General features: G+C 64.5%; 13 protein-coding genes. 8 read left to right on the forward strand and 5 right to left on the reverse strand.

The window, feature by feature from the left end:
* The first annotated feature begins 157 nt into the window (after positions 1–157).
* From RIC54_RS16905 to RIC54_RS16925, 5 genes are all read left to right on the forward strand, one after another.
* Complete coding sequence (locus RIC54_RS16905) at positions 158–778, forward strand: hypothetical protein (protein ID WP_350090523.1); 621 nt, start codon at positions 158–160, stop codon at positions 776–778.
* A 371-nt stretch (positions 779–1,149) separates the two neighbouring features.
* Positions 1,150–2,085: a carbon-nitrogen hydrolase family protein gene (locus RIC54_RS16910; protein ID WP_350090526.1), complete on the forward strand. Its 936-nt coding sequence runs from the start codon at positions 1,150–1,152 to the stop codon at positions 2,083–2,085.
* 30 nt (positions 2,086–2,115) lie between these two features.
* Entirely contained in the window at positions 2,116–4,893 is a 2,778-nt protein-coding gene (locus tag RIC54_RS16915; RefSeq protein ID WP_350090529.1) for an ornithine decarboxylase, read from the forward strand.
* Positions 4,894–4,922: 29 nt separating this feature from the next.
* Positions 4,923–6,389, forward strand: coding sequence for a biotin carboxylase (locus RIC54_RS16920; RefSeq protein ID WP_350090532.1), 1,467 nt, complete (start codon positions 4,923–4,925; stop codon positions 6,387–6,389).
* Between the two features lie 92 nt (positions 6,390–6,481).
* Positions 6,482–7,456 (forward strand): C45 family autoproteolytic acyltransferase/hydrolase, encoded by a 975-nt coding sequence (locus tag RIC54_RS16925; protein WP_350090535.1) that lies wholly within the window; start codon positions 6,482–6,484, stop codon positions 7,454–7,456.
* 6 nt (positions 7,457–7,462) lie between these two features.
* Here RIC54_RS16925 and RIC54_RS16930 read toward each other — a convergent pair whose 3' ends face one another.
* On the reverse strand, positions 7,463–8,425 hold the full coding sequence (locus RIC54_RS16930) for a dihydrodipicolinate synthase family protein (protein ID WP_350151230.1): 963 nt from the start codon (positions 8,423–8,425) through the stop codon (positions 7,463–7,465).
* Positions 8,426–8,501: 76 nt separating this feature from the next.
* Complete coding sequence (locus tag RIC54_RS16935) at positions 8,502–11,051, reverse strand: cation:proton antiporter (protein ID WP_350090541.1); 2,550 nt, start codon at positions 11,049–11,051, stop codon at positions 8,502–8,504.
* A gap of 204 nt (positions 11,052–11,255) precedes the next feature.
* Between RIC54_RS16935 and RIC54_RS16940 the strand changes: the two genes are divergently transcribed.
* Positions 11,256–11,816 carry a carboxymuconolactone decarboxylase family protein gene (locus tag RIC54_RS16940; protein WP_350090544.1) on the forward strand — a complete coding sequence of 187 codons (561 nt, stop codon included), beginning with the start codon at positions 11,256–11,258 and terminating at the stop codon, positions 11,814–11,816.
* A gap of 105 nt (positions 11,817–11,921) precedes the next feature.
* Here RIC54_RS16940 and RIC54_RS16945 read toward each other — a convergent pair whose 3' ends face one another.
* Genes RIC54_RS16945 through RIC54_RS16955 form a run of 3 tightly spaced genes read right to left on the reverse strand, consistent with a single transcriptional unit; the run spans position 11,922 to position 14,839 of the window.
* A complete protein-coding gene (locus RIC54_RS16945) occupies positions 11,922–12,956 on the reverse strand; it encodes a TRAP transporter substrate-binding protein (RefSeq protein WP_350151232.1) in 1,035 nt (344 codons plus the stop codon).
* Positions 12,957–13,010: 54 nt separating this feature from the next.
* A complete protein-coding gene (locus RIC54_RS16950; RefSeq protein WP_350090550.1) occupies positions 13,011–14,333 on the reverse strand; it encodes a TRAP transporter large permease in 1,323 nt (440 codons plus the stop codon).
* Positions 14,333–14,839 carry a TRAP transporter small permease subunit gene (locus tag RIC54_RS16955; protein ID WP_350090553.1) on the reverse strand — a complete coding sequence of 169 codons (507 nt, stop codon included), beginning with the start codon at positions 14,837–14,839 and terminating at the stop codon, positions 14,333–14,335. The genes RIC54_RS16950 and RIC54_RS16955 overlap by 1 nt, the downstream gene beginning before the upstream one ends.
* 322 nt (positions 14,840–15,161) lie before the next feature.
* Between RIC54_RS16955 and RIC54_RS16960 the strand changes: the two genes are divergently transcribed.
* Positions 15,162–15,923, forward strand: a complete 762-nt coding sequence (locus tag RIC54_RS16960) for an enoyl-CoA hydratase-related protein (RefSeq protein WP_350151234.1) — start codon at positions 15,162–15,164, stop codon at positions 15,921–15,923.
* A gap of 37 nt (positions 15,924–15,960) precedes the next feature.
* Positions 15,961–16,704, forward strand: a complete 744-nt coding sequence (locus RIC54_RS16965; RefSeq protein WP_350090559.1) for a GntR family transcriptional regulator — start codon at positions 15,961–15,963, stop codon at positions 16,702–16,704.
* Positions 16,705–16,712 lie beyond the last annotated feature (8 nt).

Here is a 16,712-nt window from a genome sequence, read left to right on the forward strand (position 1 = left end):
TGTCGATGCCGCCGCTCACCCTCCCGGAAGCCGGCAAAGTCCAGGCGACGCCCTGGTTCGACACCGCCCGACCGGCCTCAACTCTACCATCACGCTAGACATCGGCCGATTCTCCATTAAAACGATACCACTCGGAGTCAACCGGAACCCTGCCAAGATGGCCATCGGCGACCGCGCCATGATAAAACGCATCCGCGCGCGAGTGGCGGGCGTGGGGACGTTGACCACTTTGGGCGTTCCGGTCGCCACGGTGCCTGCAGCGGAGGCGCCGACCGCCCTGCCCGCTTGGCGCGTCCGCAAATCGTTCCGCGATCCGGGTTCTGTTCAACACGAGGCGGCTCCGCGACCGGGGCGCCGGCAGCCGGAGAGCGTCGATCAGTCCGCCGGACTGAAGATCGGCCAACCGGTCGTTTCGGGCGTCGACGTCCAGAGCAATCCATCGGACAGGAGCGCTGCCAGCCGCAAGGCCGCCCGGTACACGCCGATGGAGGCTGAGTTCCGACTGAACCAGCGGTCCTTTACCGTTCTCTCTGTTTCGATGTCCGGCATATCCGTGCGCTGGACCGACCCGCTCCTGCCGTCAGTCGGCACGACGGTTGACGGGGATACCATTCCGGACCCGGCCTTCTCGATCGGCGGCTTTCGCACACTGGTGAAGATCGTGCGCGTCGAGCGCGCGAATCAGCTCGTCGCCGGACAGTTCGTCAAGCTTTCCGGCAGTGCGATGGATCGGCTGCTGAACTGGTTGGTCAAGCTCGACCACGCCGCGACCGACTGACCCAGCGGCCTCGCCGATCGGGCCGAACTGAACCCCGACATCAGTCCCGATCCGCAGCCGCAAAATCCGCGCCGGTCCCACCGTATAGCTGTGGTTGACCACATGTAGTCATTTCGTCACGACACCACTATGGTTGGAAAATACCATACAGATCAACTGCCTATTGGATTCTCAGGAAGCGGCCTCATCCATGCCGTAGCATAGACGACAGGTTCAGTGATACGATTAACCAGAAGGCAATTTTCATCGTCAGAGATTGAACAATTTAGAACAACTGTGACCTGAGTCACGTTGACCCCTCTATGCTACTGCCGACGACGTGACAACTTGGAGAAACCTTTATGGTTCCGTTTGCTATCGCAGGAATACAAATGCCCGTCCCTGCGCTGCACGACAACATTCCGGCGATGGTTCACAAAGTGGACGTTGCCGTTGCCCGGTTCCCGTGGGTCCAGATGGTGCTGTTCAGCGAACTGGCGGCTTGCGGCCCGGTGCCGAAAGACCCTGGAGTTCTGCCGGGTCCCGGCGAGCACGCGTTGCAGGAGGCCGCGGCCAAGCACGGAATCTGGGTGGTCACCGGCTCGATGTGGGAGAAGGGTCCGAACGGCGAGTTGTACAACACCGCCTCGGTGATCGACCCGGTCGGCCACGTCGTCACGCGCTACCGCAAGATGTTTCCGTTCCGCCCGTATGAGCGTGACGTCGCCGCGGGCACTGAGTTCTGTGTCTTCGACGTTCCCGATGTCGGCCGCTTCGGCCTGTCGATCTGCTACGACATTTGGATTCCGGAAACCACGCGGATGTTGACCGCGATGGGAGCGGAGGTGTTGCTGCACCCCGTGCTGACCGGGACCATCGATCGCGAGGTTGAACTCGCAATCGCGCGATCCACCGCTGCACAGTTCCAGTGCTACGTCTTCGACATCAACGGGCTCGGCGCCGGTGGAATCGGCCGATCCTGTGTGGTCGATCCGGCCGGTACCGTGATCTATCAGGCGCAAGGGCAGGATGAGATCATTCCGTTCGAGATCGACCTGATGCAGGTCCGGCGCCAGCGCGAAGTCGGCGTCCGCAACCTGGGACAACCGCTGAAATCGTTTCGCGACCGGCCGGTCGATTTCCCTGTCTACGACCGCGCGTCCGGCACCGACGCCTACCTGCACACGCTTGGACCGCTGGAGATGCAGACCAAGGGTGGACAAGCGGGCCTCGCCGCACCGGCTCCGGGCCTGACGGTTCCGGTCCAGTCCCTGCCGGTCGCGCCGACGTTGTCACTCGTCGACCCATTGTCCACCCCACAGGCTTAATAACCCCCACAGTTACGAAAGGAGAGGGCTTTGGCGAGCGGTACAAAGACTGAGAGTGCGAAGGGTTCGCTCAGCGACTACTACAGCGCCGCGCAACTGCGCATGGATCGGTGGACCCAGCTGAAGTCGGTGGCATCGCAACTGTCCGCTCCTCAGCGCGACCGCACCAAAGCCCGGCTCATCGAGACCGCGCGCGAACTCGTCGAAGCCCTGGCCCCGATTGAGATCTACTGGGGGTTTCCCGGCAAACGCGGCCTCGCCTATCTGAAGAAACTGCTGCTGAACGAGGACTACCAGGAACTCTCGCAGACCGTGGTGCATGTCGTCCGCGCCTTGGTCTCGGGGTCATTCCGTCGTCACTTCAGCGACCTTGGCGCCGAGGAAACCGCCGGGACCGAGCGGGACGTCTTTGACGAACCGGAGGCGATCGCGACCGCGCGGCCGTACTTCGAGGTCCTGTTCGTCGACGACATGACCAAGGCGCAGGAGGAAACCCAGCGCAAGGCGCTGCGCGCCATGCGCCGCCCCGACGACCCGTTCGTCTACGACCCGATCGTGGTTCCCAGCTTCGAGGACGGCCTGATCGCGGTGCTGTTCAACCACAACATCCAGTCGGTGGTGGTCCGGTACAGCTTCGGGTTCGAGTCCGAGAACAAGCTCAAGATTCTGCAACGCTATCTGGCCCGGGTCGGTGACGAGGACATCCAGGAGATCGACCCGATCGACTATGGTCCCGAACTGTGCCGGCTGATCCGCAAGGTCCGTCCCGAACTAGACACGTTCCTGGTCACCGACCGATCGGTGGAGGATATCGCCGGGCGCGATCTCGGCGGCTGCTCGCGCGTCTTCTACAACCAGGAAGATTATCTGGAACTGCACCTGAACATGCTGCGTGGGGTCAACGCCCGATACCAGACACCTTTCTTCACTGCCCTGAAGGAGTACTCCAAGCAGCCGACCGGTGTGTTCCACGCCCTGCCGATCAGCCGTGGAAAGTCGATCACCCGGTCGAACTGGATCCGCGACATGGGCGAGTTCTACGGCATGAACATCTTCCTGGCCGAAACCTCGGCAACCTCCGGCGGCCTGGACTCGCTGCTGGAGCCGCACGGGCCGATCAAGAAGGCGCAGGAAGCGGCCGCACGGGCGTTCGGCTCCAAGTTCACGTTCTTCGCGACCAACGGCACCTCGACCTGCAACAAGGTCGTCGTCCAGGCGATCGTCCGGCCCGGCGACATCGTCCTGGTCGACCGCGATTGCCACAAGTCGCACCACTACGGCATGGTGCTGGGCGGCGCCCAGGTGGTGTACCTGGACAGCTACCCGCTGTCCGAATACTCGATGTACGGCGCCGTACCGCTCCACGAGATCAAGCGGCAATTGCTGGAGCTCAAGGCCGCCGGCAAGCTCGACCGGGTGCGCATGCTGCTGCTCACCAACTGCACGTTCGACGGTATCGTCTACAACGTCGAACGGGTGATGGAAGAGTGCCTGGCGATCAAGCCAGACCTGGTCTTCCTGTGGGACGAAGCCTGGTTCGCGTTTGCCCGCTTCGGCCCGACCTATCGGCAACGCACCGCAATGAACACCGCCTCGAATCTGCGCGAACGCTATCGCGATCCGGCCTACCGCAAGGCCTACGAAGCGCAGCAGGCCGAGATCGCCGGACTCGACGACGAGGCTCTGCTCGGGGTTCGGCTGATGCCGGATCCGGACAAGGTGCGCATCCGGGTCTACGCCACCCAATCGACCCACAAGACGCTGACGTCGCTGCGCCAGGGATCGATGATCCACGTGCACGACCAGAACTTCAAAGGCGAGGTCGAGCAGGCGTTCCACGAAGCCTACATGACCCACACCTCGACATCGCCGAACTACCAGATCATCGCGTCCCTGGACGTCGGCCGCCGGCAGGTCGAACTCGAGGGCTTCGAGCTGGTTCAGAAGCAGGTCGAAGCCGCCATGGCCATGCGCAAGGCCATCGACTCGCACCCGTTGCTGCAGAAGTACTTCAAGGTCCTGAAGGTCGGCGACATGGTGCCCGCGCAGTACCGCGAGTCCGGCATCGAGTCCTACTGGGACGCCGAGCATGGCTGGAACGACATCTGGGACGCCTGGGCAGTCGACGAGTTCGCCCTCGACGCCACCCGCGTGACCGTGGCGGTGGGCCACGCCGGGTTCGACGGCGACACGTTCAAGAACGTCGAGCTGATGGACAAGTACGGGATCCAGATCAACAAGACCTCCCGCAACACCGTGCTGTTCATGACCAACATCGGCACGTCGCGGTCGTCCGTGGCCTATCTGATCGAGGTACTGGTCAAGATCGCCACCGAACTCGACGCACAGTACGACGACGCCAGCAGCATGGAACGGAAAGCGTTCGACCGGCGGGTTCGTTCGCTTACCCAGGAACTGCCGCCGCTGCCGGATTTCTCGCGCTTCCACGACGCGTTCCGCAGCAACGACGGGACCGGCACGCCGGAAGGCAACATTCGGGCCGCCTACTTCCTGGCCTATGACGAGTCGAAGTGCGGCTACTTCCCGCTCGAGGACGACTCGATGGAGCGGGAAATGGACGCCGGCCGCGAACTGGTCTCGACGTCCTTCATCATTCCCTATCCGCCCGGCTTCCCGATCCTGGTCCCGGGCCAGGTGATCTCCAAGGAGATCCTGCGCTTCATGCGGGCGCTCGATGTCAAGGAGATCCACGGCTATCGGACCGACCTCGGAATGCGCGTCTTCACGCAGGACGCGCTCGACGAGCAGGCGGGTCTCACCCCGCAACTGGCTCGCATCACCGAATAACGGCGATCTGAAAGAACAGGGAGAACAACATGCCGTCCAGAACAAAGCTGAAGAATATTTCCGAGATCCGCCGGTATTTTCACCGGAATCAGGAACCGGTTTATTTCATCAGCGCAACCAACTTCAACCTTCTGCAGATCGATGAGTGGTGCAAGAACTTCAAGTACATCAGCTACATCGATTGCTACGACGGACGCCACCCGAACGTGTTCTGCCCGTCTGAGCAGCCGCACGCTGAATTCACGTCGATCGAGGACATCAACAACTACCTCCTGCAGCACAAGGAGGTGATCGACTTCATCGAGTCGCGCGGCGGCAAGCCGAAGCTGGTGTTCCTGATGTTCGACGAGAAGACCGAGCAACTGGCCAAGGAACTCGGCTGGGAGGTCTGGTTCCCGAAGGCCGCGCTGCGCACCAAGGTCGACAACAAGATCGAGACCGTGCGGATCGGCAACAAGGCCGGCGTCCCCAGCGTCCCGAACACGCTGTCGGAGGTCGAGAACTGGGACCACGTCACGCAACTGGCAAAGTCTGCGGGGCTCGGCAGCGACCTGGTTCTGCAGTCGGCGTTCGGCGATTCCGGCCATACCACGTTCTTCATCAAGTCGGCCGCGGATTTCCGCAAGCACGAGCATGAGATCGTCGGCCAGGGCGAAATCAAGATCATGAAGCGCATCGACTGCCGCGGATCGGCAATCGAGGCGTGCGTGACCAAAAAGGGCACGATCGTCGGCCCGCTGATGACGGAGTTGGTCGGTTTCAACGAGTTGACGCCATATCGCGGCGGCTGGTGCGGCAACGAGATCTTCGCCAACGCCTTCTCCAAGAAGGCCCGCGAACAGGCCCGGACCTACACGTTCCAGTTCGGCGAACAGCTGCGCAAGGAAGGCTACCGCGGCTACTTCGAGCTCGACTTCCTGATCGACCAGAAGAGCAAGAACATCTACCTGGGCGAGTTGAATCCGCGGATCACCGGCGTCAGCTCGATGACCAACCACGCGGCGTTCGCCCATGCCGATGCGCCGCTGTTCCTGTTCCACCTGCTCGAGTTCTGCGGCGTGCCGTTCGACATCGACATCGCGGGCCTGAACGACCGCTGGGCCGATCCGCAGAACATCGACTCGTGGTGCCAGATGGTGGTGAAGCACACCGAGGACTCCATCGACATCCTGACCGAGTGCCCGGAAACCGGGATCTGGCGGATGGAGGCGGACGGTTCGGTGCACTACAGCCGGTTCGACTATCACCGACGCGCTGTGGAGAGCGAGGCGGAAGCGTTCTTCCTGCGGATTCAGCGTCCGGGTGACTACCGCTACGAGGGTGCCGATCTCGGCATCCTGGTGACCCGCGGCCGGGCGATGGACAACAAGTTCCAGCTCACCGAGCGATCAAGGCAATGGATCGACGGCATCCGCTCCCACTTCAAGGGACGGCCGCTGGCGGCGGCGGCCCCGGTGCCGGCTCAACTGGAGAACCATCAGTTCAAGATCCTTTGAGCGACACCGGCCGATAGCGCGATTGCGGAGCCAGGCGTGGTGGTAGCCACGCCTGGGCTGCATCGTACCGCGATGATATGGTATCCGGCGCCATGGACCTGACCTTCTCCGCGCTGAACGACCACACCGGCCGCCGCTGGCAGGGCCTTTTCGAGCGTTTGTGGCCGGCGTACCGGAGCTGGTACCTGCAGGACGGAGTCGAGGCGAGGCCGAGCTACTTCGAGTGTCGGCAGGCCCTGCGCACCCACATGCCCGAACTGGTTCCGGTCTGGGAGCGGCTGGTCGATCTGGCCGGCGGTGGCGACTTGCCGGCACGCCTGCTCAGCCTTTACGACCCTCCGGCCTATCTGACGGGTTGTTCGCAAGCGGTGTGGTCGGGAGCGGACCCCTTGCTGGTCCGGAACTACGACTACAACTCGCGCGCCTTCGACGCGGTCGTGCTCCGGTCCAACTGGACCGACAAGGCCATCATGGGCACCAGCGACTGCCTGATCGGACTGGTCGACGGCATCAACGATGCCGGGCTGGCGGTGTCGCTGACCTTCGGCGGACGCCGCGTTGTCGGCCGGGGTTTCGGGGTGCCGATCATCCTGCGCTACGTGCTGGAAACCTGCGAGACCGTGGAGCAGGCTGGACGGGTGCTGGCCCGCGTACCCACGCACATGGCCTACAACGTCACGGTCCTGGACGCCGAGCGCAAATGGCTGACGGTCTACCTGTCGCCGGATCGCCCGCCGGTGATCACCCACGCCGCGGTCGCGACCAACCACCAGGAACGGGTCGAATGGATCAGCCACGCGCGCCAGACCGCCACGGTCGAACGCGAACGCTACCTGCTGACGCGTCTCGCACTTCACGAAGAGTCCGAAGCGCGGTTCATTTCCGCATTCCTGCGGCCACCGCTGTATTCGCTGGCGTTCGAGCGCGGGTTCGGAACGCTGTACACTGCCGCCATGTGGCCGCGACGCCGGGAAATGGCCTATCGCTGGCCGTCGGCCGAATGGCGCCTTAACCTGAATGCGTTCGAGGAAAGCTCGATGGCCGTGACCTATCCGAAAGCGGCGTGAAGGCGATCAGGCAACCTTGGCGTAGACCGTTCCGCCGGTGAGGCCTGCCGCCTCCATCGCGCGACCGATCTTGGCGATCTCCGCTTCCGACAGCTTCATCAGCGGCGGCCGGACATGGGCCGCCTTCATCCGCCCGAGATGCACCAGCGCCTCCTTCATGCGGTTGTGCATGTCGAGGAACGGTGGGTCATAGAACGCGCCGGTGGTCGGGTAGATCCGGTCGGCGATCGAGCGGGCAGCCGCAAGGTCGCCGTTCTGCACCGCGCGGAACAGGGCGACCTGCAGGGCGGCGATGACGCTGCCCGCGCCCGACAGCAAGCCGTCGCAGCCCAGGACCAGCGACGACAGAAGCCAGGACGAATGGGTCGACAGCACCGAGACCCGGCGCGGCAGAGCGTGCAGCTCGCGCACCTGGCGCTCATGCTGCTTGGTGTCGTTGCACCAGTCCTTGATGGCAACGACGGTGTCGATCTCCTGGCAGATCCGGATCACGGTCTCGACAGGATAGCCGAGGCCGCTGGCCAGCGGATACTGGAACACGATGATCGGCAGGTCGCTGGCCTCGCGGATGGTGCGGAAATGCCCCAGCGCCATCTCCGGGCGCATCGCCCCGCCGGAGGCGAAGGTCGCCGACGGAAACACCAGCAGCGCGCTTGCCCCGCCGCTCTCGGCTCGACGGGCGATGTCGGCGGCAAGGTGCGATCCGTCCGAATACACCCCGTGAACCACCGGCAGGCGGGTGCCGACTTCCTCCATGGTCATCGCCAGCACCCGCTCCTGTTCGGCGATGGTGCAGGTCGCGACCTCGCTGGCATGGGCGTTGACCGTGACCGCGGTGATGCCTTCCACCGCCGCGACGTCGCGCAGATGGGCACGGTATCCGGCCTCGTCGATCGACAGGTCGGCATGGAACGGCAGCAGGCAGGCGGGGATCACCCCCTTCGGCTGAAACGTCAACGCGGCGGCCATGGCGTCCTCCCAGGGTGACACTTGTTATGATCAGCTTATGCCTTCGGTGGCCGGCGATGAAGTGCACGAAAACGCACTAGGTTGCTTCCGGTTTGTCCGAACCACCGCCGCTCCAGTCGAGTTCCTCGGGAACCGATTTCCGGAAGCCCTCGCCAAGCTGGCGATCGGCGGCGTCGCGGATCGTGCGTTCGAGGGCCGGGTCGTTCTTCGCCAGCCGCTTGAAATCGCGCCGGGACAGGATCAGCAGCCGGCAGAAGCTGCGGGCGACAATTTCGGTGGACCGCCTGCGGGTCGGGGCGATCAGCGCCAATTCCCCGAAGAACTGCCCGTTCGACAGCAGGATCTCGTGTTCGAGGCCGGTCACCTCCAGCACGCCGGATGCGATGAAGTACATCGCGTTCCCGCGCTCGCCCGCCGCCGCGATCACTTCATCCGGCAGTGCCAGACGCCCCCGGAGACAGCGCTCGATCGCAGCAGCCTGGCGCCCGTCCAGCGCCGCGAACAGCGGCACTTTGCCGATCAGGTCAGTCGGGGTCAGGCCAAGGTCGACCGGCGGTGGCGTCGCCAGCGCGCGCATCCTTTGGTCAAGCTCACGCTCCAGCGACCGGTGCAGGTCGTTGCCGATGATGCCTTCGTCGAACAGCCGTCGGTACTGCGTGCGCTCGCGCCGCACACCCGCCCGCATCAGCAGGATCGACTCCATCGCGCGGGTGTATCCCGGGTACTGCAGCCGGATGACGTCGATCTCGTCGTGCAGCATCTCCAGACGCTTGCCGACAAACTCGACCACGTTGCGCGTCGCGTCTTCGCCGATCATCGGGCCAATCACCTCGCGCGCGAACGTCGCAAGGTCGCGCACCACGGTTTCGGATTCCAGCAGCATGGTCATCCGGCGCTCCAGCATGACCCGCAACAGCCGGTCGGCAAGGCGCAGCCGGTGCAGCCAGACCGCGACCCGGAACAGCACGGGGAAGCGGAGGTTGGCCTCGACCATGTCCTCGTAGGCTTCCCGGCCGCCCAGGCGGACGGCATCGGACAGCCGTTCGGCGTTGCCGCGCAGCACCCGGGTCGAACGCGGGCCTACCGCGCCGTCCTCGAACGCGGTCTGCACCAGTCGCAGTTCCTGGCTGGTCAGGATGGTCAGGCCAAGCCGCAGCCGGTCGCCGAACGGGATGGCGACCGCCTCGGCATGGGTCACCGCCTCTCGGATCTGCGGCTCGTATGATGCGTTCATCGCCTCGATGGCCGAGACGTCGATCGCCCGTTCGCTCGCCAGTTCCGTCACATAGGCCTGGGCCTCGGCCTGGGCACCGGCGACGATCCGCTCGCGCAGCGCCAGATCGCCGGCCGACAACCGGTCGAGGCCGAGACGGCGCGTCACGTAGGCCAGGGTCGAGGCGTTGACCAGCAGGGTCATGAAGACGTAGCCGGCGCCGAGCGCCGCGATGATCTGGGCATCATCGGGATCGAGCCCCGTGGTCTCGCTGAGGCTGAGCGCCAGCACCAGGGTGACCGCGCCGCGCACGCCGCCCCACAGCACCAGGGTCTTCTGCCCGGTGGTGATCGGCGTGGAAATGCCGAGGCGACTGAGGCCGGGCAGCAGCCCGAACAGCACGGCGGCCCGCGCCAGCGCTGCCGCCAGGTACACCACGACCAGCAGCAGGCCGCCCCACCAGTCGAGCGACAGCAGCATGCGCGGCGCCATGGTGGCCGCCAGCAGCAGGATCAGGGTGTTGGCCCAGAAGCCGATCTGTCCCCAGACCCGGGTCAGCGTGCGCCAGTTGCGCGGCCCCATGGTCAAGGTCCCGAACATCGTGGTGGCGAGCCCGGCGAACACCACCGCCACCACTCCCGACGCCTGCAGCCCGTACTCGCTGAGCAGGTAGCTGCCGTAGGCGAGCGCCACGGTCACCGTGGTCTCGGCGACGTCGGATCCGCCGAGAATTCCGTACAGGCGGCTGGCCAGCCAGCCCACCGCCACGCCGCACGCCGCACCGGCGCCGAACCCGTACAGGAAGCTCACCACGAACGACCCCGGCCCGATCGGCTCGCTCTGGCCCAGTGCCGCCACCAGCAGGGTGAACAACGCGATGGCGGCCGCGTCGTTCAGCAGGCTCTCGCCCTCCAGGATGACCAGCAGCCGCCGCGGCGCACCGATCTGCTTGAAGATCGAGATGACCGCCGCCGGATCGGTCGTCGAGACCGCGGCCCCGAGCAGCAGGCAGGCAATCAGCCCGATCGGCGAGACGAGCCACAGCAGGACGCCGACGATCGCGGTCGCCAGGATCACCGCGATCACCGCCATGACCGCGACCACGCTGACATCCTCCAGCAACCGCCGGACGTTGACGTGCAGTGCCATCTCGAACAGCAGCGGCGGCAGGAACACCAGGAGCAGGGTCTGGTTGTTGAACGCCAGAGTCTCGAACAGCCAGCGATCGTAGTCGGCCAACGCAAACCCGACCGAGCTGATCCCCACGACCGTGGACACGGTTCCGTAGACCAGTCCCGCCACGGCGATGACGACGGCCAGCGGCAGCCGGGTCAAATCCGAGAACGGGATGGCAAGGGCGACCAGCAGGAACACCACGCACAGCGCCGACAGGGCGAAGATGATGAGATCCATTCTGGCGTGTCACTCCGTGGCAGGAACGCTGAGGCCGACTCCGATGATGGTAGCATCCTCGGCCGCCACCCGCGTCGTCGACGGTTTGGCGTGCTGCCCGCGCACCGGTCCGTTGCCTTACAGTCACCGGCTGATCCGATTAAATCTATTGGTGTTGTCCGCACCGAGGCCACATCGTACCGACAACGATCAGGAGGACGCCCGATGGCAAGAGTTCGCGATGTTGGAATAGAAGAGGTGCCGGCCGACGTGCAGCCGATTTACGCCCGGTTCGCCGCCGAGTACGGGCCGTTCATGAACCAGGTGAAGGTGTTCGCGCACCGGCCGATCGCGCTGAAGCACATCATGGGGATGCTGCTCGAGAACGCCGACAATCCGATTTTGGAGAAGCGCCACCTCGAGATCGCCATAGTCACGGTCTCCGAGATCAACAAGTGCACCTACTGCGTGGCGCACCACGGCCCGAAGCTGCTGAGCGTCGGCCTGACCCGCGAGACCGTCGACCGCATCCTCGAGCCGGACTGCCCCGGCCTGACCGAGGTTGACCGGCTGGTCCGCGATTACGCCGCCCAGGTGACCCACGACCACAACCGGGTGCGCGACACGATGTTCGACGCCCTGCGCCAGCATTTCACCGAAGAGCAGATCGTCGAGCTGACCCTGCGCATCACCCTGTGCACATTCTTCAACAAGTTCAACGACGTGATGCAGCTCGAGATGGAAGACGACGCGCTCGCCTATGCGGGTATCAAGGCGGCCGAGTAACCGCAACCCAGCGTCTGAAATGCCGATGGCCCCGAAACCGGTCCGGGGCCATCGCTCGTTCGCTCTCTTGCAACCACCCGGCACCAGGCGCCGAGCGGCCCAAGGTCAGCCGTAGCGGTAGGGCCGGCCGGCCTTCTGCATATCGGCGTTGTACTTCTTGAAGATGTCCACGACCTTCTTTTTGGTCGGGGATTCGGCGGCGATCTCGTCCCAGAACTTGATCGCGGCCTTCTCCACCGTATCCCACTCAGCGTCGGGGATGGTGGTCAGCTTCATCTTGGTCCCATTGACCCGCAGCGATGCCTCGCCGCCCCAGTACCACCACTGGCGATAGTAGTGGCTGCTGTCCATGGTGAGCTTGAGCAGCTCCTTCAATCGCGGCGACAGGGCGTTGTAGCGATCCATGTTGGCAAAGAACGAGCCGGCCCACGCGCCCGAGATGTTGTTGGTCAGGAAGTAGTTGGTCACGTCGGCCCAGCCGACCGTGTAGTCCTCGGTAATGCCGGACCAGGCGATGCCGTCGAGTTCGCCGGTCTGGACCGCGACCTCGATGTCCTCCCACGGCAGGGTGACCGGCACCACGCCGAACTGGGTCAGGAAGCGGCCGGCGGTCGGGAACGTGAACACGCGCTTGCCCTTCAGGTCGGCCAGGCTCTTGATCGGATCCTTGGTCGCGAAGTGGCATGGATCCCAGGCCCCCGCCGACAGGTGCTTCACCCCGACCTTGGAGTACTCGGCGTCCCAGATCTCGTTCAGGCCGTACTGGTTGAACAGCACCGGCACATCGAGGCTGTAGCGGCTGGCGAACGGGAAGTAGCCGCCGAAAACCGTCACCTCGGTCGGCGAGGCCATGGAGTCGTCGTCCGACTGCACGGCGTCGATGGTGCCGCGCTGCATGGCGCGGAACAGCTCGCCGGTGGGAACCAGCTGGTCGGCGAAGAACAGCTCGATCTGCATCTCGTCGCCGGCAACCTTGTTGAAGCTGTCGATGGCCGGCTTGATGACATGCTCGGCCAGCGCCGGGCCGGCGTAGGTCTGCATCCGCCAGCGGATCGTGGTCTGGGAATGCACCGCCGGAGCGGCCAGGGCGGCTGCGCCAGCAAGCGCGCCCGTGGTCAGAAACTTACGTCTTGTCGACATTGTGAAGACCCCTGTGTTTTCTTGTTTGCGGCCCCTGAGCGAGGCTCTCTTCGATTATTTCGAATAAACCAGGTTCGGCAACCACAGAGCGATCTGCGGGAACGCCATGACCAAGGCCAACGCCAGTACCATCACGAACGCGAACGGAATGATCGAGCGGTAGATGTCGCGCAGAGTGATCTCCGGCGGCGCCATCGCCCGCATCAGGAACAGATTGTAGCCAAACGGCGGCGTCATGTACGCGATCTGCGTGGTGATGGTGTAGAGCACGCCGTACCAGATCAGGTCGAAACCCAGTGCCTGGACCAGCGGCACGTACAAGGGCGCCACGATCACCAGCATGGCGGTGTCGTCCAGGAAGGTGCCCATCAGGATGAAGCTCAGCTGCATCAGGATGAGGATGACCCACGGGTCGAGACCGAGCTGCTGGGTGAACAGGCTGTCGATCGCGCGGACCGCGCCGAGCCCGTCGAACACCGCACCGAAGCCGAGGGCGGCCAGGATGATCCACATGAACATGCAAGAGATCGCCAGGGTCTGGCGCACCGAGGTCTCGAACACCTCGCGGGTCATCCGGCGTTTGAACACCGCTGCCAGGAAGGCGGTCATCGCGCCGATCGCCGAACTCTCCACCAGCGAGGTCCAGCCGTTCACGAACGGCACCATCATCGCCGCGAAGATCGCCAGCGGCAGGATGCCGGCCCGCAGCAGCCGCAATTTCTCGGCCAGCGGAACCTGACGCTCCTCCACCGGCAGCGCCGGCCCGAGGTGCGGCTGCAGCCAGCAGCGCACCACGATGTAGACGATGAACAGGCCGGCCATCATCAGCCCCGGCATCACCCCGGCCAGCCACAGTTGACCGACCGGCTGACGCGCAATCATCGCGTACAGCACCAGCACCACCGACGGCGGCACCAGAATCCCCAGGCTGGAACCGGCCTGGATCACCCCGGTGACCATGATCTTGTCGTAGCCGCGGCGCAGCAGTTCCGGCAGGGCGATGGTGGCACCGATCGCCATCCCGGCGACCGACAGACCGTTCATCGCCGAGATCAGCACCATCAGCCCGATCGTTCCGATCGCCAGTCCGCCGCGCACCGGCCCCATCCAGACATGGAACATGCGGTAAAGATCGTCGGCGATCTTTGATTCCGACAGCACGTAGCCCATGAAGATGAACATCGGCAGGGTCAGAAGCGGGTACCACTTCATCAGCTTCATGGCGGCCGAGAAGCCGATGTCCGAGCCGCCGGTGCCCCACAGCAGCATGGCGGCGGCAACGCCCACGAAGCCGATGGCGCCGAACACGCGCTGCCCGGTCATGAGCATCAGCATCATGGTCGAGAACATCAGCAGGGCGATCATCTCGTAGGACATCAGAACGACACCCCGCGGATCCGGCAGATGTCCTTGAAGAACTCTGCCGTCGCCTGAAGGATCATCAGCACGATCCCGAAGCACATCACGATCTTGATCGGCCAGAGGTACGGTCGCCACGCCGTGGGGCTGCGCTCGCCGTACTCCAGCGAATAGGTGGTCGACGCGATGCCGCCGTACAGCAGCACGCCCAGGAAGTAGATCAGGAACAGCACGCTGAACGCGTCGACCCAGGCCTTGGTGCGCGGCGACCAGCTTCCGTACACCAGATCCATGCGCACGTTGGCGTCCAGTTGGATCGAGTACGGCCCGCCCAGGATGTAGTACGCAACCATCGCGAACTGGGCCATCTCCAGCGTCCAGAGCGACGGCAGCAGGAAGGTCTTGGAGATCGACGACCACAGCAGGATGCCGACCAGCACGAAGATCAGATACATGGCAAACCGCCCGACCCGGCGGTTGATCGCCTCAACCACGCGAATGTAGCGCAGGACGAATTCAGGCATCTTGACCCTCTTCGGATACCGATCTGCCCAATTGTTCCAGCGTCGGCAGCGTCAGCGTCAATGTTTCGCCGGCGTCGAGTGGGTCGGAACGCGTCATCAACCGCTGGTCAGTTGGTTTCCCTCGTTGTTGTTTAGCGTATTTTCAACGCCTTGCCTTCCCCCATCCCGGTCTTTTCCCTTGGGCGCCACGCCGGTATGACAGCGTGTCGTCAGCCGGCGGCCGGACGTCTCTCGCTCGACATTTTTAGATCATACAGCTAGGTTTATTGCCTATTGAAGCCGGGTCCGCCGTGCGACCGAGCGCAACTGGGATTGGAAGACGATGGCACTGAATGTCGAGAAGGCCGGCCGGATCGCGCGGGTGACGCTGGATCGCCCCCCGGTCAACGCCCTGACACTGCAGCTCTACGGTGAGATCGCCGACCTGTTCGAGAGCATGTCGACCTGGGACGACGTGAACTGCGTCATCCTGTCGGGCGCCGGCACCAAGGCGTTCTGCGCCGGACTCGACCTGCACGAGTTCCTGGCCGCCACCGTCGAGGATGATCCCAAGCGCGCTGCCATCATCCGCCGCACCTTCAGTGCCGTCCGCAACGCCGCCGTGCCGGTGATCGCCGCGCTCAACGGACCCGCCCTCGGCGCCGGGTGCGTGCTGGCGTCGGTCTGCGACATGCGGATCGCGTCGGACAACGCCACCTTCGGCCTGCCGGAGATCAATGTCGGCCGCTGCGGCGGCGGCGCCCATCTGGGACGGTTGATACCGCAAGGCATGCTGCGCCGGATGTTCTTCACCGGCCGGCCGATCGACGCCAATGAGGCGTACCGCATCGGGCTGGTCGACGAGGTGGTGCCATCGGCCGAACTTGCGGACGCCGCCGGGCGATTGGCCGAGATCCTGGCCGCCAAGGCGCCGCTCGGGCTGCGCCTGGGCAAGGCGGCGCTCAACGAGGTCGAGTTCATGCCGGTCGAGGACGGCTACGCCCGCGAGCAGCAGTACAGCACCCGGCTGATGACCACCGAGGATGCCCGCGAGGCCACCCGTGCCGTCGTCGAGAAACGTCCCCCGGTGTTCCACGGGCGTTGATGGCAGATTTGATGATCCAAAAAGCGCCGCAGCCTCGATGAACGTTCCGCAGAAGAAGGTGGTCGATTTCAGCCGGAGCGCGATCTCGCGCTACATCCAGTTGGCCACGCTGTTCCGCCGGCGGATCGAGTCCGGGCAATGGCCGATCGATGGCCAGATCCCGACCGTCGACGAACTGGCGGCGGAATGCGGGGTGGCGCGCGCGACGATCCGCCAAGCCCTGGACATCCTGGAACACGAGAAGCTGATCGAGCGCTTCCGCGCCAAGGGCACCTTCGTGCGCCGCCGTCCACAGGAGGAGTTATGGTGCGCGGTGGCGACCGACTGGTCCGGCCTGTTGCGCCCCAGCCATTCGGCGAAGATCGAGATCCTGTCGGACCATCCGAACGTCGTCTACGAACCCGCCGACCACCGGACCGGTGAACTGGCTCCGGCGTATCGCCACCTGCACCGCCGGCACTGGCGGCACGATGCCGCGTTCCTGTTGACCAACGTGTACATCGACGAGCGGCTGCGCGACCGCATCACCCAGCAGGACATCGAAACCAAGACTGCGCTGCGCCTCATCAACGACGTGCCCGGCCTGGAGATCACCGAGGCGCAGCAGACGCTGACCATCGGGACGGCCGACATGGATATCGCGGAGTCGCTGTCCATGCCGCTGAACGCCCCGGTCGCATTCGTGCATCGCTGCGCCGTCGACAGCGACGGCATTGCGGTCCTGATCGCCGAGGGCATCTACCGCGGCGACGTAGTCCGCTTCGACATCAAGCTGCGCTAACCTCTGTC

Origin of the sequence: Thalassobaculum sp. (assembly GCF_040219215.1) — a bacterium.
In the GTDB taxonomy this organism is placed as follows: domain Bacteria; phylum Pseudomonadota; class Alphaproteobacteria; order Thalassobaculales; family Thalassobaculaceae; genus Thalassobaculum_A.